Below are 16,816 nucleotides of genomic sequence, written 5' to 3'. Positions count from 1 at the left end.
CCAGCCCACGGCACCCGGGAAAGCCTGGGCGTGCCGTCGCGGCTGAGGCCCCAGCGCTCCGACTGCACGCCGATGCCGTGGGCGCGGCGCTCGTGTCGTCGCAGATAAGCGCCCCCGTGGAGCGGATCGTTCTCCGATCGGGGCCCCGTTCTCCGCGGCGCCGGTGTGCGCGACGCGAGCCGGCGCCCGCCCGCCTTCCAGTAGATGGTGGGGCCCGGCATGCGGTAGCCGACGCTCGCCTGGCGACGGCGCGACGCGGCTTGGGTCGGACGGGCCAAGCGGGTACATTCCGCGGCCATGCAACGACGCCGCGATCTCTGGGTCGTCTCCGCGATCTTCTTCGTCTCCGGCGCGGCCGGGCTGATCTACCAGGTCGTCTGGTCGCGCATGCTGAGCGACGTCTTCGGCGTCAGCATCCATGCGATCACCGCCGTCCTCGCCACCTACCTGGGCGGCCTCGCGCTCGGCGGGTGGGCGCTCGGCCCGGTCGCGGACCGGAATCGCGACGCGCTCCGGGTCTACGGATGGCTCGAGCTCGGGATCGCCGCCGCGGCGCTCGCGGGCAACGGGGCGATCCGCCTGCTCGACCCCGTCCATGCGTGGGCCGCTGCCCGGCTCGCGCCGGCCTCGCCGACCCTGCTGCTTCTCCGGATCCTCCTCGCGGCGGTGGTGGTCCTCCCGCCCACGCTGCTCATGGGTGCGACGCTACCAGCGATCACCCGCGCGCTCGTGCAGCGCATCGGGAACCTCGGGCGCGGGTTGAGCCTCCTGTACGGGCTGAACACCGCCGGCGCGGTCGTGGGCAGCGTCGCCGCGGGCTTCATGCTCATCCGCGCGCTGGGGGTCCACGGCACGCTGTGGATCGCGGTCGCGGTGAACTGCGCCGCCGGCGTCGCCGCGCTCGCCGTGGCCGCCGTTCGCCGCAGGGGGGCGGGCACCGAACCCTCGGGCGCAGCCGCTCCGCAGGCCGCGGCCCCCCCGGTCGCAGCGCCCGCCGGTACCGACCGAGGGCTGCTCGTCGTCATGATGCTCTCGGGCATCGCGTCCCTGTGCCTCGAGGTGATCTGGACGCGGATGCTCTCCGTCCTCGTCGGCACCTCGACGTACGCCTTCGTGACGATGCTCTCGACGTTCCTCGTCGGCATCGCGCTCGGGAGCCTCATCGCGCGAGGGTTCGTCGATCGCCTCCGGAACCCGAGGCGGACACTGGGCTGGATCCAGGTCGCCATCGCCGCGTCCACCCTCGCCACCATTCCGCTGACCCGGTGGGTGCTCGAGTACGGGAAGCGCTGGTTCGCCGACGGCGAGCCGGGCTGGACCACCGCGCTCTCGGGCAGGTTCCTCCTCAGCTTCCTCATCATGATCGTCCCGACGACGCTCATCGGGACGACGCTGCCGATCGCGGCGGTGATCTGGGCACGCTCGGTCGACACGCTCGGCCGGCGCCTCGGCCAGCTCTACGGCGCGAACACCCTGGGGAACGTCGCCGGCGCCGCGATCGGCGGGTTCGTCGTCCTGCCGCTGCTCGGGATGCAGAAGGGGATCGCGCTCGTCGCCACGTTCAACCTCTTCGGCGCGGGGTGGGGGCTCGCCCACGAGGTGAAGCGGAGTCCCTGGCGCACGAGGCTGCTGAGGGTGGCGCCCGTGGCGGCCTGCCTCTGCAGCAGCGTCGTCCTCCTGTGGGCGTGGCATCCAGAGCCCCTCCCCGCCAGCGGCGGCGACGCCCTCGATCCGGTGCTCTTCTACCAGGAGGGCCCGGTCTCGACGGTGAAGGTCTTCCGACGCGCGCGGGACGGGCGGCAGCTCGTCATGGCCGTGGATGGGATCACGATCGGGCAGAGCAGCGCGGGCGTGGACAAGAAGCAGCAGGTCCTCGCCCACCTGCCGTTCATGCTCTCGCGGAAGACCCCGGAGCACGTGCTGTCGATCGGGCTCGGGACCGGGATCCTCGTCGGCGAGGTCGCGCGCCATCCGGGGGTCGCGAACGTCGAGTGCGTCGAGCTCTCCCCCTCGGTGATCGAGGCGGCGCGTGAGTTCGCGCCCTGGAACGGCGGCGCCCTCGAGAGGCAGTCCATCCGCGTCGTGAACGACGACGGGGTCAACTACCTCAAGCGCAGCGCCGCCCGCTACGACGCGATCATCTCGGACGGAAAGTCGCGCTCGGGCCACGCCGGGAACGCGCTCTTCTACTCGAGCGACTACTACCGGAGCGCGCTCGACCACCTCGCCGCGGACGGCACGATGATCCAGTGGGTGCCGCTCGACGTCGAGCCGGACGATCTCAAGACCATCGTCCGCACGTTCACGAGCGTCTTCCCTCACGCGTACATGTGGCTGGGCGAGGGCTCGAGCTTCCTCGTCGGCACGAAGCAAGCCCTGACCCTCGACATGGCCCACGTCCAGCGCGTCCTCGACGCGCCGGAGACCGAGGACCTCCGCCGCTATGGCTGGCGCCGCGCCACCGACGTGGCGAGCCTGCTCGTCGCGGACACGGGGTCGCTGCGCGCCTGGGTATCCGACGGGAGCACGACGAACTCGCTGGAGCGCCCGATCCTCGAGTTCTACCCGCCGGGAGCGCTCACCGGCCCGGACGGCGAGCGGGTCGCCGCGAACCTGTCCGAGATTGCGCGGCTTCGCCGGAGCGGTGTCAGGGAGGTCGCCCTGGTCGGCGCGGACGCTGCGGAGCTCGACGCGAGCTCGCGGGCGGTCGGCGACCTCGTCGACGGCCTCGTCGGCGATGCGCGCGGGACGCCCGGTGCGCAGGGCTTGCTCTGGCGCGCGCTCGCCGAGGCGCCCGACTTCGGCGTGGTGCACCAGATCGTCGGCCAGGCGATCTTCGCGCACGCGCTGGGACTCGACGTGAGGAAGGACTTCGAGAACGCCATCGTCCTCTACCGGGCGGCGCTCGAGGCCTCCCCGATGCTCGTCGAGGCGACCGTCAACCTCGGCCGCGTCCTCGCCCTCCGAGGGCGCACCGACGACGCCACGGCCGCGCTGCGCGAGGCGCTCGCCGAGGATCCCAGCTTCGGCGCCGCTCACGCGATCCTCGGTGACATCCTGCAGGCGGAGGGGATGCCGGGGGAGGCGTCCGGGCACTACGAGCGCGCGCTCCAGCTCTCGCCCAAGGACGCGGGGCTGCGCGATCGGTTCGCGGTGTCGCTCGCGATGCTGGGTCGAACCGGCGACGCCGTCGCGCAGCTCCGGAGCGCCGTGGAGATCGACCCGGACCTCGCCGCGCCGAAGCAGCACCTCGCGCTCCTGCTGGCGACCGACCCGACCTATCGCGATCCGCCCGAGGCGGTGCGCCTCGCACGCTCGGCGGTGAAGGAGACGGGTGAGAGCGATCCCGGGTCGCTCGAGACGCTCGCCGCCGCCTATGCGGCGACGGGCGACTTCGACGACGCGGTCGAGGAGGAAGAGAAGGCCGTCGCGGTCCTCGGAGCTTCGGGCAGCCCGGCGATGAGCGGCGCCCGCGCCGCGCTCGAGGGGTACCGAAGGCACGTCCCGCTGCCGGGCATGGTTCGTCCTCCCCCGGCGACTCGCTAGCGCGCTTCCCGTCCCGCTCACGCCGCACCGGCGGGTGGCACCCGGACCGGGACCTCCGGGCCCGGCCCCGCGCGCCGGACGTGCTCGCCGGCGCGGCGTGGGGCACACTGTGCGCCACGGCGCCGACCGTGGCGAGGTGCGCGACGCGCCGGACGAGCGGAAACCGGGATGAGCGACCTCTGGGGAGAGGCTTAGGGCACATGGAGAACGCGCTCGAGGTCGAGAGGCTCTCGGTTCGCCTCGGCGGGACCGAGGTCCTGCGACATCTCAGCTTCAGGGTCCAGCAGGGCAGCGCGCTCGCGGTGATCGGACCGAACGGCGCAGGGAAGACGGTCCTCTTCCGGGCGCTCATCGGGGCGTTGCCTCACGGTGGGGTGGTCCGCTGGGCCCCGGGGACCCGCATCGGGTACGTGCCCCAGAAGCTCGACATCGAACGGGACCTGCCCGTCACGGGTCGGGATTTCCTCCGCGCCAAGGCAGAGGTGTCGGGCGTCCATGGCACCGACCTCGGCCGTGCCCTAGAGCTCGTGAACCTGCCGCCAGGCGCCGCGGATCAGGCCATCGGTGCGTTCTCCGGCGGTCAGTTCCAGCGACTCCTCCTCGCGTCCGCGCTCATGGGCAAGCCGAACGTCCTCCTCTTCGACGAGCCGACGGCCGGGGTGGACGAGCCCGGGGAGGAGCGGCTGTACGAGATGATCCACCGGGTCCAGGACGCCGAGCGGCTCACGCTGCTCCTCATCTCCCACGAGCTGAGCGTCGTCTACCGGTACGCGACGAACGTGCTGTGCCTCTCGCGCGAGGAGCCGTGCTTCGGGCCCCCGGAGGAGATCCTGACCCCCGAGCGCATCGAGCAGGTGTACGGCACGCCGCTCAAGTACCATCACCACTGATGGACTGGACCGGCCTCACGCTGTCGATCGGCATGGCGGTGGCCGCGGGGCTCGTCGGCTGCTTCGCGGTCATGCGCCGGATGACGCTCGCGTCGGATGCGATGTCCCACGTCGCGCTCCCCGGCATCGGGCTCGCCCTGGTGTTTCACTTCCACCCGGTGCTGGGCGGGCTGGCGGCGCTGCTCGCCGGCACGCTCCTGATCTGGTGGCTCGAGCGACAGACCCGCATCTCGACCGAGACCGTGATCGGCGTGGTCTTCTCGCTGGCGCTCGCGGTGGGGAGCATGCTCGCCACCGGGGACGAGCTGGTCGACGCGCTCCTCGGCGCGCCGGGCACCCTCGGCCGTTGGGAGCTGGCGCTCGGGCTCGCGGGCGCCGCCGCCGTGGTCGCCTTCGTCCTGACGCAGCGGCACCGGCTCGTCATCGTGCTGGTCTCGGGGGACATCGCCCGAACGTCGGGGATCCGCGTCGCGCGCCTCGAGCTCCTGTACCTCCTCGCGTTCGCGCTCACCGTGGCGCTCGGGCTCCGTTATCTGGGCGTCCTCCTCATGGGCTCCCTCGTCATCATCCCCGCCGCGACGGCGAAGCACCTCGCGCGCAGCCTCGACGGGATGTTCGCGATCTCGGCCGGCGTCGCCGTCTCCGCCACGCTGGCCGGCGAGCTCCTGGCCCCGCGCCTCCATCGAGCCACCGGGCCGTTGATCATCGCCATCGCGGCAGGGATGTTCCTCGTCGGCCTCGTCATCCGTCGGCGGCCCTGAGGCGCGGCCTGCAAGGAGGTCCTCCTCACGAGCCGTGTCGCAGCGCGATCGTCTCGGACTCCTCGTCGTAGGTCCAGAGGTCCGCGAACCGCGACCAGTCCAGGATCGTCTCGAACGTCCGCTCGTAGTCCTCGTTCGGCATATGGACCGCGATGAGCTCGAGGACGAAGTCGCGATCGACCCGGTGCTCCTCCGAGCGCGCGAGGGCGTCCATGACCACCTGGAAGAGGCGAAGCCGGAGGATGTGCTCTCGCCAGAGCGCCTTCCGATCCTCCGGGCTCGCCTTCACGAGCTGCGCCCCTTCGGGAGAGAGCACGACCATGCGCTTCGGGGTGTCCACGAGGTCGAGCACCTCGGCGGCGTTGACCACCGCGATGAGCTTGCCGAACTCGCGGTCGGTGTCGGACGTGATCCGGAAGACGTCCTCCTGACCACCGCGCGCGTCCAGGTACTCGAGAAGGCCGAGGATCTCGCCTGCGCCGACCTGGGGGATGGGCTCGAACGCGGCGGAGGGCGCCCGGCCAGCCGGAACGTCCGGCATCTCCATTCCCGTGATGATGTCGTGCAGGCGATCCACGAGCTGCAGGAGCTCCGGCGAGCGATAGTCGCGTGGCCGCGGGAGCGCGTTCTCGACCACGGTGCGGACCCGCCCCGGGTTCGCGTCGAGCACCACGATCCGGTCGGCCATGTAGACGACCTCCTTGATGTCGTGGCTGACCATCACGATCGAGGAGGGGTTCTTGTCCTTCGCGGCCCAGATGTCGAGCACCTCGGCCCGTAGGCTCTCCGCCGTGAGCGCGTCCACCTGGCTGAAGGGCTCGTCCATGAAGAGCATCTCGGGATCGAGCGAGAAGGCCCGGGCCATGCCCACCCGCTGCTTCATCCCGCCCGAGAGCTCCCGTGGATACGCCTCCTCGAAGCCCGCGAGGCCGACGGTGCGGATCGCCCCGCTCGCCCGGGATGAGGCCTCCTCGCGCGAGAGCCCCTTCGCCCGCAGGACGGCCTCGACGTTCTGGCTGACCGTCATCCACGGATAGAGCGCGAAGCTCTGGAAGACGAAGCCGAGGCCGGGGTTGAGCCCCGCGAGCGGCGCCGCGTGGTACAGCACCTCTCCCCGCGTGGGAGCGGTCAGCCCGGCGAGGATGCGCAGGATCGTTGACTTCCCGCATCCGGAGGGCCCGAGGAGCGCCACCACCTCGTCCGGCCGGATGGCGAGCGAGATGTCCTGGAGCACGCGGAGGGGCGCGCCCTTCCCCTGGGGGAACTCCTTGTCGACGTGGCGGAGCTCGCACAGGAACTCGCGCTCGGTCATCGCCAGCGCCGTGGCCTGGGACATCGGGGGACCTCGCTACCGGGTCAGCGAGAAGCGCTCTTCAGCGATGCCGTGCAGGCGCCGCCAGACGAGGCGGTTGAAGAGCGCGACCATCGCCGCCATGAAGGTGATCGCGGCCGCGAGCACGGTGAACTCACCGCCCGCCGCGGCCATGCTGATGCGGGCGCCGAGCCCGGTCGTGGAGAGCACCTGGCCGCGAAAGCTCATGTACTCGGAGACGATGCTGGCGTTCCAGGCGCCGCCCGCGGCCGTCACCCAGCCGGTGACGAGGTACGGGAAGACGGCAGGGAGGTAGAGCTCGCGGAAGCGCTGGAGCGTGCCGACCCGGTAGATGCGCGCGGCTTCACGAAGGTCTGCCGGGATCGCCGTCGCGCCCGCGATGACGTTGAACAGGATGTACCACTGCGTGCCGAGCAGCATGAGGAGGATGCTGCCGAAGCCGAGCCCGACCCCGGCGGCGGTGAGCATCGCGACCACGGCCGGAAACAACATCGGGGCCGGGAACGACGCGACGACCTGCACGACGGGCTGCAGGACCCGCGAGAGGCGAGGTGAGAGCCCGATGGCGAGTCCGGCCGGGAGCGTCCAGAGCGTTCCGATCGCCGTCGCGAGCAGCACGCGGCATAGCGTGAGCGTCGCAGCCAGTCCGACGCTTCCCCACGCGCCGAGAGGAACCTGCCGCAGGAGGCCGAGGAGCCCGAACGCGCCCCACGCGAGGAGCGCCAGGAGGAGCGTGAAGAGCGCGAGCGAGAGCGCCCCCGCGAAAGCGCGCGGCCGGCGGGCAGGGGTCCGCTCCGGGCGCGTCGCCGGTCGCGCCGGGGCGACGGCGCTCACGGCACGGCGCATCAGCCGCCCGACCCAGGGCAGCACCTGAGAGCGCTTCAGGAAATCGAGGAACCAGGACTCCATGGGCTCGGTCTGGCCGCTCTCCTCGACCCGGAACTTCTGCGCCCAGACCACGATCGGGCGCCAGAGGAGCTGATCGAGCGCGACGATCATGAGCGCCATCGCGACCACCGCCGCGAGCGTCGCGCGGCCGTCGCCCGCGGCGACGGCGACGCTCATGTACGAGCCGAGTCCCGGGAGGCGGAAGTCCTTGTCTCCGAGGACGAACGCCTCGCTCACCATGAGGAAGAACCATCCCCCCGCCATGCTCATCATGCTGTTCCACACGAGCCCGATGGCGCTGAACGGCAGCTCGACCCAGCGGAAGCGCTGCCACCAGTGGAAGCGGTTGAGCGTCGCCACCTCGGTGAGGTCCCGCGGGATGGACTTCAGCGAGTGATAGAAGCTGAAGGTCATGTTCCACGCCTGGCCGGTGAAGATCATGATCACCGAGGCGAGCTCGAGCCCCACGTTGCTGCGGGGGAACGCCGCGACGAGGCCGAGGACGAGCCCGGGCATGAACCCGAGCACGGGGATGCTCTGGAGGATGTCGAGCGTGGGGATGAGCACGCGCTCGGCGACGCGATCCCGGGCCGCCCAGTAGCCGTACGCGAGCGTGAAGAGGAGCGAGAGCGCGTAGGCGGCCAACCCGCGCGAGAGCGAGAGGAGCGCGTAGCCGGGGAGCGCGCCGATGGAGAGGTCGATGTTGACCGTGGGCCGTAACGCCCCGGTCCATTCCTGGGCGAGGCGGATGAGCCCGTAGATGGTCCCGCCCAGCCCGGCCGCGAGCGCCAGATCGGTCCATCCGAGCTTCCGCGAGCGGTCGAGGAACGCGACGGCCTCGCCGAAGATCTGGGTGACGCGGCGGATCACGGGGTCGACCTCGCGTGCTGCTCCGAGCGGCGTCCGCCGCGGCGGCGACGGGCAGGTGCAGAGATCCTGTCCTCGGCCGCTGGCCTCATCAGCGCTTCATACCGCGCACGCCGGCGAGCCGTCGCCAGTAAAGGTAGGAAATCCCCACGACCGGACCGAACTCGTGCTGCCTGTCGCTCCGCGAGAGGACTGTGCGAGCGCGGCGATCTCGTCCTTGCCGTCGACCCGGGCGCGCGCCTCGAGGTTGCCCTCGCGGAACCGGCGCACCGTCTGGCCCGACGCGTCGCGATTCGGCTGCGATCTCGTCGTGATCTCGGAGCCGGGGTCGCCTCCGCGTAGAAGCGCCCGTGCCCGGCCCCTACGTTCACCGGTGACCCCGGCCCATCGGCCGGCGATCGGAGGGAGGAAGGGCGATGAGGATGGGCATCCTGGGAACGGGCGATGTGGGCAGGACCCTCGGCACCAAGCTGGTGGAGCTGGGGCACGAGGTGAGGCTCGGCTCGCGCACGGCGGCCAACGAGAAGGGGCAGGCCTGGGCCAGGGAAGCCGGCGCGCGGGCGAGCAGCGGCACCTTCGCCGACGCAGCGGCGTTCGGCGAGGTGGTGCTCAACTGCACCCTCGGGGTGGCGAGCCTCGATGCGCTGCGCGCAGCGGGGGAGGCGAACCTCGCCGGCAAGGTGCTGGTGGACGTGGCGAACGCGCTGGACGCCTCGAAGGGGGGGCCGCCGATCCTGGCCATCGGCAACACCGACTCGCTCGCCGAGGCCATTCAGCGGGCCTTCCCCGGTGCACGCGTGGTGAAGGCGCTGAACACCATGTGGTGCGGCGTCATGGTGAACCCGCGGATGCTCCCGGACTCGCACCACACCTACCTCTCCGGGAACGATGCCGAGGCGAAGAAGGTCGTGAAGGGCCTCTTGCGATCGTTCGGCTGGAGGGAGGAGGAGATCCTTGACCTCGGCGATCTGTCCACTGCCCGTGGCACCGAGTCGATCCTGCCGCTCTGGCTCCGGATCTACGGGGTCTCCGGGAGCGGTGCCTTCAACTTCAAGGTCGTGTCGGCCAAGGCCGGGTGACGTGGACGCCGTGCACGCGTCGCGCCTCGGTGGATGCCGGCACCGGGACCCCGGCTTCGCACTGCGTCAGCGACGTGACTTTCGGGGCAGTGCGGCGCAGGGTTACCGGTACGTGCGGTAGGGTCGAGCCGAGCAGGAGACCATGCGCGAACCGGACGACCATCAGCAGGAGGAGACCGAGCGACGCAGGGCCCTGGCGACGCTGGGGCTCCTCCAGATCGGCGGTCTGGGTCTCCTCGCGGTGATCGCGGTGGGGCTCGTGCCGCGGATCCTCGCTGCGTCGTTCCCGGCGCTCGGCGCGCCGTGGATCTCGGCCGCGGCGGCGAGCGTCGCGGCGCTCGGTGCGGTCGCGCTCTCGGTGATCCGTCTGCGGCGGATCTGGCGGGAATCGGACCGGCGCGACTCGGGGGATGCCGGGAAGCCGAAGCGCTGATTTCCGCAACGAGCGCCTGCCCCCCCTGGCGCCCAGGCAGGCGCCCCTCCACGAGCCGAGCGGATCGGCGCGAGCTGCCTCGCTCGCGAACCGGCAGGCGTGGCGGGCGCGCGCTCGCTGAGCGGCCCATCGATGACGGGAGCGAGCGGCCTTTGCTGAAGGCCCTGGCGGCGTGAAGACGCGGGGTTGCGGTCGCGCTCGCTCCACGGGCGAGGCGGCGATCCGACGCCTCCGCGAGCCCCCTGCCTGCGCCTCCCGGCACGCCTTCCCGGCAAGGGTCGGATGAAACGGTCAACCCTTGCGTCGTCCGGGCGACGTTCCAGTTTGCAGAGCGGATGCGGTGCGGCTGTGGCCGGCCGGGTCCTCGCCCATGCTCCATCTCCGCTTCGCGCACAGGAACGGATCGCTCGTCGTCACGCCGCTCGCCCCGCGGCTCGACGCCGAGTGCGCCGTGGAGCTGCGGGCGCGCGTCGCCGAGCAGGCGCGGGGGCGGCGGCGCGTCGTCGTGTCGCTCGAGCACGTCGCGTCCATGGACGGCTCGGCGCTCGCGGCGCTCATCTCGATCCTGAAGGCGATGGACGCAGGCGCCGAGCTGCGCCTCGCCCACGCCTCGCCGTCCGTCCGCGCGCTCCTCGCGCGGACGCGGCTGGACGAGCTCTTCCCTCAGTTCGACGACATGTCAGCCGCCGTCGGGGAGTGATCGCCTTGGACGCATCGTACGTGCCGCGGATCGAGACCGAGACCGCCCCGCCGCGCGTGCGGGCACGCGGCGACGGGGTGCGCAACTTCGCCTTCCAGGTGCTCGCGGTCCTCGCGACCGTGCTGGGCGGCTGGTACCTCGCCTGGCGCTGGACCGCGTCGCTCAACCCGGACGCGCTCGGGTTCGCGGTCGTCATCGCCGCGGCGGAGACGCTCGCGTACCTGGGGGCGGTCGTCTTCTTCCTGTCGATCTGGCGGGCCGAGGATCCCGTCGCTCGGCCGGCTCCACGAACGGTGAACGAGATCCGCGACGATCCGCTCCCGCACGACCGGCCGATCAAGGTCGACGTGATGATCACGACCTACGACGAGCCCGTCGGGCTCGTGCGCCTCTCAGTGCGCGACGCGAAGCAGCTCACCTATCCGCACCCGTTGACGGTGCGTGTGTACGTCCTCGACGACGGTCGGCGCCCCGAGATGCGGCGGATGGCCGGGGAAGAGGGGGTGGGGTACCTCTCCCGGGCGACGAACGAGGGGTACAAGGCGGGCAACCTCCGCAACGGGCTCGAGCACAGCGACGGCGACCTCGTCGTCATCTGCGACGCGGACACGCGGCCGCTGCCCGCCCTGCTCGAGGAGACGCTCGGGTACTTCCGCGATCCGCGCGTCGCGTGGGTCCAGACGCCCCAGTCCTTCTACGACCTCGATGCCGGCGTGCGGCTCCCGGACTGGCTCGCGCGCCGGGCCCGGCTCGGGCGCGCGGGGCGCCTCCTCGGCCGCGCCGTCGAGGCGGCGATCGGGCCGGTCGCCGTCGGGGCAGACCGGCTCGGGTCGGATCCGCGCGCCTTCTACCACGTGGTCCAGCGGTGCCGGAACTGGTGCAACGCCGCGTTCTGCTGCGGCGCGGGCAGCGTGCACCGGCGCGAGGCGGTGATGGAGGGGGCCCTGACGGAGTTCGGCGCCGCGGTGGCGGCGGCCATCCGTCCGATCACGGCGCGGGTCCCCGACCGCGCGCGCCGCGCGACGCTCGCCACCGCGCTCGCGTCGCAGGCGGCACGGCGCATCGAGCTCACGCCGTACGAGTTCCACGTGTCGGAGGACATCTACACGAGCATCCGGCTCCACGCGGCGCCGCGGCGCTGGCGCTCCGTGTACCACCCGCGCGTCCTCACCCGCATGCTCTCGCCCCAGGACCTGCTCGCCTGGAGCATCCAGCGCTTCAAGTACGCGAGCGGCACGCTCGACATCGCGCTGCACGACAACCCGCTGCGCCTGCCCCGCCTCACGGCCTGGCAGAAGGTGATGTACGGCGCGACGATGTACGCGTACCTCGCGCCGCTGTGGGTGCTGCCGCTCATGCTCGCGCCGCTCGCGTTCTTCTTCGCGGGGGTGACGCCGGTGCGGGCGTACGACGGCGAGTTCGCCGTCCGCATCGTGCCGTTCCTCCTCGCCAGCCGCCTCGCCCTGATGGTCGGCACGTGGGGCGTACCGACCTGGCGCGGCGAGCAGTACCACCTGGCCTCGTTCTGGCTGAACCTCCGCGCGCTCGCCCACGTGATCGCCCGGCGCCCGCTGCGGTTCCCCGTCACGCCCAAGATCGCCTCGTCGCGGCGCCCGGTCGGGCTCGTCGTGCCGCACCTCGTGCTGCTCGGCGCGATCGCGGTCGGGCTCGTCTACCGGGGCGCGCTCGTCGCGCGGCCGCTGGCTACGCCCGGGGAGGCGGCCGCGTACCTCGCGAACCTGTTCTGGAGCCTGCACAACGCCGCCTGCCTCGCCCCGTTCATCGGGGCTGGGCTCATGCCGAGGCGGCCGAAGGAGGTCACGGCGTGAGCTTCTGGGGTGGACTCCTAACTGCGCGATCGCACCTCGCGTTCCTCGTCGGGCTCGCGGTCGCGATCTTCACGGTGCACTACGCCGGGAAGCTCGCGCGGGCCGAGGTGTCGCCGGCTCCGGGGCTCGCCGCGCTCGCGACCGGCGACGAGCCGTCGCTGCGGCGGCCCTCGCCGCTCGACGCGGACGAGCGGCGGATGGCGCGAGCCGCCTGGAGCTACTTCGAGCGGAACACCGACGCGGCGACCGGCCTCGCCGGCTCGGTCGAGGGCTACCCCTCGACCACGATGTGGGACACCGGGTCTCAGCTCATGGCGATCCTCGCCGCGGAGGACCTCGGCGTCATCTCGAGCGACGCGGCGGGGCTTCGCCTGCGCCGCGCCCTGAAGTCGCTCCGCGCGATCCCGCTCTTCGACCGCAAGCTGCCGAACAAGGCGTATGACACGCGCACGCTCGAGATGGTCGGGTACGACAACCGGCTGGCGCCGAACGGCATCGGCTGGTCGGCCCTCGACGTCGCCCGCGTCCTCGTCCCGCTGTGGATCGTGACCTGGCGCCACCCCGAGCTGACGCCGCTCGTGCGGCGCGCGGTGTCGCGCTGGCGGCTCGGCGAGCTCAGCGACGGGGCCGCGCTGGTCGGCGCGCAGCGGCGGGCCGACGGCGCCGTCGAGAGGTACCAGGAAGGCCGCTTCGGCTACGAGCAGTACGCGGCGAAGGCGCTCCTGCCGTGGGGCGTGCCGGTCTCGCGCGCCATCGACTACCGCGCCCACCTCGCGTTCTCGGACGTCCTCGGGCAGCGGATCCCGCACGACGATCGCCACCCGCGCCGGTACGGCGGCACGCACGCCGCGGTGCTGTCGGAGCCCTGGATCCTCGACGCCCTCGAGCACGGGTTCGACGCGACGACGCTCCCGATCGCGCGCGCGCTCCTGCGCGTCCAGGAGCGGCGCTTCGCGACGACGGGGAAGCTCACCGCGATCTCCGAGGACGCGCTCGATCGCGCGCCGTGGTTCGCGTACTCGGCGGTGCTGAACGGGGACGAGCGCTGGACGGCGTTCGCGCCCGACGGCACGCCCGTCCCGCAGGACCTCGGGTTCTCGACGAAGGCGGCGGTGGGGTGGGGCGTGCTGTTCGATGGAAGCTATCCGGAGCGCCTCCTCACGGCGGCGCGGGAGCTCGTGGACGCGCGCGGGCTCTTCGCCGGGCGCTACGACCGGGACGGCGCGGTGAACCGGGCGCTGTCGCTCAACACGAACGCGCTCGTGCTGGAGGCGCTCGCTTACCGCGCGCACGGCCCCTGGCTGCGGCCCGAGGAGCCCGACGCCTCGGAGGCCCGGCGGTGAGCGCACGCGCCCTCGTCGCCGTCCTCGCCGCGGCGCTCGCGGTCGCTCCACGCGGCGCCGCAGGCGCCGACGCGACCGCCCCGCCCGCGGTGGAGGCCGGGGCGGTGGAGGACTCCACCGCGACGGAGCAGCGGGAGCCGGCCGGCGAGCAGGGCGCGCTCGCCGACGAGCCGGCGCCGGAGGCGACGGCGCCCGCGGAGCAAGGGGCACCGATCGCGGAGCAGGCGCCACCGCCCGCGCAGTCGGCGGCACCGAGCGCGCAGCCTGCGCCACCGCCCGCGGCCTCGGCCGCGCCGAGCGCGGAGCCCGCGCGCCCCGCGGATCCCGAGCTCGAGGCGGCGCAGATCGCCTGGCGGTACTTCGAGCGGAACTACCACCCCGCGACGGGGCTGGTGAACTCGGTCGAGGGCTACTCGAACACCTCGATGTGGGATCTCGGCTCGACGGTCTTCGCCACGCTCGCCGCGCGTGACCTCGGCCTCGTCGACGGGGCCACCTTCGACACGCGCATGGACACGCTGCTCTGGACCCTCGCGATGCAGCCGCTCTTCCAGAACGAGCTGCCGAACAAGGCGTACGACGCCGCGACGGGCAGGATGGCGGACTACGCGAACAAGCCGACCGCCGCCGGCATCGGCTTCTCGGCCGTCGATCTCGCCCGGCTGGCGTCGGCCCTGACGGTCCTCGCCGAGCGCGCCCCGGAGCACCGCGCGGCGGTCGCACGCGTCCTCGGGCGCTGGCGCTACTGCCGGCTCCTCGGCGACGGCGAGCTCCACGGCGCGATCGTCGACGACCGCGGCAAGGTGCAGGTCGTGCAGGAGGGGCGGCTCGGGTACGAGCAGTACGCCGCGGAGAGCTTCGCCCGGCTCGGGTTCGCGATGTCCCGCGCTCGCGCCTACGACCGCTTCGCCGCGGACACCCCGATCCTCGGCGTGCCGGTCCGCCACGATACGCGCGATCGGCGGCGGTTCGGGGCAGTGAACGCGCTCGTCACCGATCCGTGGGTCCTCGGCGCGTTCGAGCTCGGGCGCGACGGCGAGCGGGGCGAGCTCCTGCGGCGAGTCTTCGAGGTGCAGCGGCGGCGGTGGGAGCGGACCGGGATCCCGACGGCCGCGAGCGAGGATCACGTCGACGAGGCGCCGTGGTTCGTGTACGGCGCGATCTGGGCGGACGGCGGGCCCTGGCAGGCCGTCACGCCCACCGGCGACGACGCCACGCGGTTCCGCGCGCTCTCCACCAAGGCGGCGTTCGCGCTCGCGACGCTCTTCCCCGAGGATCCGTACTCCCGCGTGCTCCGCCGCGCGGTCGCCGAGGCGCGCGATCCCGAGCGCGGCTGGTACGCCGGGATCTACGAGCGGGGCGGGGTGAACAGATCCCTCAACGCGAACACGAATGGGATCATCCTCGAGGCGATCCTGTTCGAGCGCACTGGACCGCTGCACCGTCCGCCGCACGGGGCGCCGAGCGGCCCACAGGCAAGGTCCGCTCGCCGCGGCGTCACCGTCCCTGCCGCCTTCCCGGCCGCCGCCGGTGCCTGCTACCCCGGGACGCCGGAGGCCGCGCGCGCAGAGGCGATCTCGGCGGCGCCGGCACTCGCCCCCCCGGCGCCGCCGCGCCGCGCCCGGCTGTACGCGCACCCGCTCACGCTCTCCCTGTTCACCGACTACCGCGGCGTCGATCGCGCCGGCGCCGGGGCGGTCGCGACGCTCTGGCCGTGGCGCGCCTCGTTCCTGCGGTTCGGCGCGGAGGCCACGCCGTTCTCGCCCACCGGCAACGCGCGGATGCTGTGGGGGATCGGCTGGGACGACTGGCGGGGCCGGACGTTCTTCCTGCACCTCGACAACTGGGGGCCGGTCCGGCCCGGGGACGGGCTCGCCATGCACGGGGCCGAGCTCAACCTCGGCTACCGTGGGCCGAACCTCTGCGGCGGCGCGTTCTGCCTCTCGCCGCTCGTCGGGGGCACGGTCCCCTTCGCCGGCGGGCCCTACGTGAGCGCGCGGGCGACGCTCACCGTCGCCGGGAAGTGGTTCGCCATGGGTGGGATCGGCTGGACCGTGCCGCGCGTGTTCGAGGGGCCTTCCGGGACGCCGCGCTGGCGGATCGTCTACGGGTTCGGCCGGTGGGACTGGAGGCCGGGCACGTTCTACGTCACCTACTACGACTGGGGACCGACGAGCTGGTCCCACAACGGCATGCTCGCGGTGGGCGTGAACCTCGCGTTCTAGCGGCACGCTGGGAGGGGAAGACCGTGATGCGAACGATGCTGGAGGGAGCGAGCCTCGCCGCCCTGGTCGCGCTCGCGGCCGCGTGCGGGCTCACGCCGCCCCCCGAGCCGCCGCGCCAGCAGCCGACGTCGCCTCCCACGGAGGTGCCGGCGAACGCGAACCCCGGTGCGCTGCCTCCGCAAGGCTACAAGCTCGTCTGGCAGGACGAGTTCGAGGGCAGCGCGCTCGGCCCGGCGTGGAGCGCGCTCTCCGCCCCGCGCCTCGACGCGATCGCCACGCCGGACGCGGCCTCCGTGCACGACGGCCTGCTCACGCTCACGACCTACACCGACGCGTCCGGCCGGCACCACACCGGGTTCCTCGGCACGCAGGGCGTCGTCGAGGTGACCTACGGTTACTTCGAGGCGCGCATCCGCTTCCACGACTCGCCGGGCGAGTGGTGCGCGTTCTGGATCGACTCGCCGACGAACGGCAATCCGATGGGTGACCCGGGCACGGCGGGCGTGGAGATCGACGTCGTCGAGCACCGCGCGACGGATGACCACGGCTGGACCGCGCTGCGCGACATGTCGGCGATGAACCTGAACTGGGATCGCACCGCGTCCTCGCGGCAGAACGTCCAGAAGGTCGTGTCACTCCCCGGCAACGCGCCGATCCAGGGCGAGTGGCACGTCTTCGGCGTGCTCTGGACCGACGTGGGCTACACCTTCTACATCGACGGGCTGCCGGCCTGGACGACCGACGCGGCGATCTCGCACCGGAGCGAGTACGTGCAGCTCACCTGCGAGGTCGCCGACGCGAGCTGGGCCGGCTTCGTGCCGGCCGGCGGCTACGGCGCGCGCGCGACGAGCACGACCGGGATGGACGTGGACTGGGTCCGCATCTGGCAGAAGACGTGAGCCGCCCTGATCGTCGTGGGTTG

General features: G+C 72.6%; 12 protein-coding genes. 10 read left to right on the top strand and 2 right to left on the bottom strand.

What is annotated here, in order from left to right:
- The first annotated feature begins 297 nt into the window (after window positions 1–297).
- From MNY62_RS13235 to MNY62_RS13225, 3 genes are all read left to right on the top strand, one after another.
- On the top strand, window positions 298–3,546 hold the full coding sequence (locus tag MNY62_RS13235; protein ID WP_242344651.1) for a fused MFS/spermidine synthase: 3,249 nt from the start codon (window positions 298–300) through the stop codon (window positions 3,544–3,546).
- A gap of 200 nt (window positions 3,547–3,746) precedes the next feature.
- Entirely contained in the window at window positions 3,747–4,436 is a 690-nt protein-coding gene (locus MNY62_RS13230) for a metal ABC transporter ATP-binding protein (protein WP_242344650.1), read from the top strand.
- On the top strand, window positions 4,436–5,197 hold the full coding sequence (locus MNY62_RS13225) for a metal ABC transporter permease (RefSeq protein WP_242344649.1): 762 nt from the start codon (window positions 4,436–4,438) through the stop codon (window positions 5,195–5,197). Before MNY62_RS13230 ends, MNY62_RS13225 begins: the two co-directional genes overlap by 1 nt.
- Before the next feature lie 25 nt (window positions 5,198–5,222).
- On the opposite strand, the gene MNY62_RS13220 is transcribed toward MNY62_RS13225, so the two are convergent.
- Both MNY62_RS13220 and MNY62_RS13215 read right to left on the bottom strand, forming a co-directional pair.
- A complete protein-coding gene (locus MNY62_RS13220; RefSeq protein ID WP_242344648.1) occupies window positions 5,223–6,533 on the bottom strand; it encodes an ABC transporter ATP-binding protein in 1,311 nt (436 codons plus the stop codon).
- 12 nt (window positions 6,534–6,545) lie between these two features.
- On the bottom strand, window positions 6,546–8,288 hold the full coding sequence (locus MNY62_RS13215; RefSeq protein ID WP_242344647.1) for an ABC transporter permease: 1,743 nt from the start codon (window positions 8,286–8,288) through the stop codon (window positions 6,546–6,548).
- A gap of 413 nt (window positions 8,289–8,701) precedes the next feature.
- Here MNY62_RS13215 and MNY62_RS13210 point away from each other — a divergent pair, with 413 nt between their 5' ends.
- The 7 genes from MNY62_RS13210 to MNY62_RS13180 all read left to right on the top strand — a co-directional run bounded on the left by MNY62_RS13210 (window position 8,702) and on the right by MNY62_RS13180 (window position 16,793).
- Window positions 8,702–9,364, top strand: coding sequence for an NADPH-dependent F420 reductase (locus tag MNY62_RS13210; RefSeq protein WP_242344646.1), 663 nt, complete (start codon window positions 8,702–8,704; stop codon window positions 9,362–9,364).
- A 142-nt stretch (window positions 9,365–9,506) separates the two neighbouring features.
- A complete protein-coding gene (locus MNY62_RS13205; RefSeq protein WP_242344645.1) occupies window positions 9,507–9,797 on the top strand; it encodes a hypothetical protein in 291 nt (96 codons plus the stop codon).
- 370 nt (window positions 9,798–10,167) lie between these two features.
- Window positions 10,168–10,497, top strand: a complete 330-nt coding sequence (locus MNY62_RS13200) for an STAS domain-containing protein (protein ID WP_242344644.1) — start codon at window positions 10,168–10,170, stop codon at window positions 10,495–10,497.
- Between the two features lie 5 nt (window positions 10,498–10,502).
- Window positions 10,503–12,326, top strand: coding sequence for a glycosyltransferase (locus tag MNY62_RS13195; RefSeq protein WP_242344643.1), 1,824 nt, complete (start codon window positions 10,503–10,505; stop codon window positions 12,324–12,326).
- Entirely contained in the window at window positions 12,323–13,669 is a 1,347-nt protein-coding gene (locus MNY62_RS13190; RefSeq protein ID WP_242344642.1) for a DUF3131 domain-containing protein, read from the top strand. The genes MNY62_RS13195 and MNY62_RS13190 overlap by 4 nt, the downstream gene beginning before the upstream one ends.
- Window positions 13,666–15,894, top strand: coding sequence for a DUF3131 domain-containing protein (locus MNY62_RS13185; protein WP_242344641.1), 2,229 nt, complete (start codon window positions 13,666–13,668; stop codon window positions 15,892–15,894). The genes MNY62_RS13190 and MNY62_RS13185 overlap by 4 nt, the downstream gene beginning before the upstream one ends.
- 26 nt (window positions 15,895–15,920) lie before the next feature.
- Window positions 15,921–16,793: a glycoside hydrolase family 16 protein gene (locus MNY62_RS13180; RefSeq protein ID WP_242344640.1), complete on the top strand. Its 873-nt coding sequence runs from the start codon at window positions 15,921–15,923 to the stop codon at window positions 16,791–16,793.
- Window positions 16,794–16,816: the final 23 nt, after the last annotated feature.

The sequence above is a fragment of the Anaeromyxobacter terrae genome (assembly GCF_022690685.1).
GTDB classification, from domain to species: domain Bacteria; phylum Myxococcota; class Myxococcia; order Myxococcales; family Anaeromyxobacteraceae; genus Anaeromyxobacter; species Anaeromyxobacter terrae.
Note: the sequence above shows the minus strand (reverse complement) of the source record. Positions and strands in the feature narration are given on the sequence as shown.